This is a genomic window from bacterium, assembly GCA_024226335.1.
GTDB lineage: Bacteria > Myxococcota_A > UBA9160 > SZUA-336 > SZUA-336 > JAAELY01.
This window is the reverse complement of the sequence record JAAELY010000005.1, coordinates 1-1,944: the sequence shown is the minus strand read 5'-3', so window position 1 is coordinate 1,944 and position 1,944 is coordinate 1. Positions and strand designations below refer to the sequence as shown.

Below are 1,944 nucleotides of genomic sequence, written 5' to 3'. Positions count from 1 at the left end.
AGATCAAGCGCATCTCTCCCGCAGAAGTTAGCCCAGATAGAGGAAATGCCCTGCCAGAGCTGGTATTCTCGGTTTGCCAAGAACCATGAAACCAGCCAAGGAGGGCACTTCAGATGAAGCTCGATAGTAGTGAGATCCTCAGACGTCGTCAAGCCGAGTTGGAGGCGCGGCTCGACCCAAGCTGGCAGCCAGAGACCTCCGAGCCGGTGTTCTCCAGCCATACGGGGGACTCGATCTCGTACGAAATCTCTGGTCGGGTCACAGCGATTGACCAGGGAGGCCTGGGCGTCATCGTCCAGCTGGTCCAGCACCTAGGTCTTGCGGAGGTCATTGATGAGCGGCTGCATCTGCTCAAACGGCACTTGCCGTATCACGAGTCCGATCATGTGCTGAACCTGGCCTACAACATCCTGGCGGGAGGTCAGTGCTTAGAGGATCTGGAGCAGCGTCGCCAGGATCTGGGTTACCTGAACGCGCTGGATGCTCGACGGATTCCAGACCCCACGACGGCGGGCGACTTTCTGCGTCGATTCACGGCGGAAGATGTGGAGACGTTGATGGATGCGGCCAATGAGGTTAGAAGCGACCTCTGGCGTGCGCAGCCGCCTCGTCGCCGCGCCCTGGCCTGGATCGATGTCGATGGGACGATTGCGGAGACCACCGGGGAGTGCAAGGAGGGTGCGGACTTCGCCTATACCCGCCAGTGGGGCTACGGCCCCTTGGTGGTGAGTCTGGCGAACAGCCAGGAGGTGCTCTACACCGTGAATCGGCCGGCGAACGAGCCTTCCCACAGCGGGGCGATCCGGTGGCTCGACAAGTCAGTGAACTGGGCGAGGTGCAGCGGTTTCGAGCAGGTTCGGCTGCGAGGAGACACAGACTTCTCTTTGACGTCGCACTTTGATCGCTGGACCACGGACGGGGTCCAGTTCGTCTTCGGTATCGATGCCCACCCGAGCTTCGTTGCTCGGGCAAACGCGTTGGAGGAAGCGGACTGGACTCGACTGGAGCGTCGCACTACACAACCTGCAAGGGCCCGATTGCGGCTGCGTCGGAAGAATGTCAAGGAGGAGAAGATCCAGGAGCGGGAGTACAAGAACTTGCGCTTGCTTCGCGAAGATGTGGCAGAGATTCCCTATTCGCCGAAGCGGGCTCGCGGGGAGTACCGCATGGTGATCTTGCGCAAGCAGATCAACGTCGAGAAGGGCCAGCAGAAGCTGGAGGACGAGATTCGCTACTTCTTCTACGTGACGAACGTCAGCGAGTCGGAGCTGAAAACCGAGGAGGTGGTCTTCGAGAGCAATGCCCGCTGTCATCAGGAGAATCTGATCGAGCAGTTGAAGAACGGGGTGCGCGCGACGCAGATGCCGGTGGGCGACTTAGTGGCCAACTGGGCCTACATGGTCATCGGCACTCTGGCGTGGAATCTCAAGGCGTGGTTGAGTCTGAGTTTGCCTGAGTCGGCGTTGTCGCGGGCTCTGCTCAAGATGGAGTACCGTCGATTCGTCAACGAGGTGATGGGGATCCCCGCTCAGATCCTGCGGACAGGGCGCTACCTGGTCTACCGCCTGCTGTCCTTGGGCGGCCGCTGGGGCGAGTTCTTGATCCAGTCCAGTCAGTGGTTACGACAACAACCTCGACACGCCTGAGCGCGCGCAGCGCTCCTTGGCCGTGCGAGCCAGCGACGCTGGCAGGGAGGAGTGTGTCCCCCCGACAATCTGATGCCGCCAAGTCATCGCATGAATGGCTCCGCAGCAAAGAATGGGCGCTCGGATTCGATTCGAGAGGCGAAGAAATCTCCTGCTAGCGAATCCGAGGCAGATCGGATTCGCCGAAATCGTGAATCCGGGGGCAAAAACCCTAACGCGCTTGTTTTGGGACTAGGCCGGGAAGCGGGGCAGGCGTGGGGTTGGGGCAGTCTCCTGGCCGTCCTGGTGGCCGTCCTCT

1 protein-coding gene is annotated in these 1,944 nt (G+C 60.6%); it reads left to right on the top strand.

The genetic code is table 11. The features are described 5' to 3' along the window. Positions 1 to 113: 113 nt before the first annotated feature. Positions 114 to 1,646, top strand: coding sequence for an IS1380 family transposase (locus tag GY725_00220; GenBank protein MCP4002594.1), 1,533 nt, complete (start codon positions 114 to 116; stop codon positions 1,644 to 1,646). Positions 1,647 to 1,944: the final 298 nt, after the last annotated feature.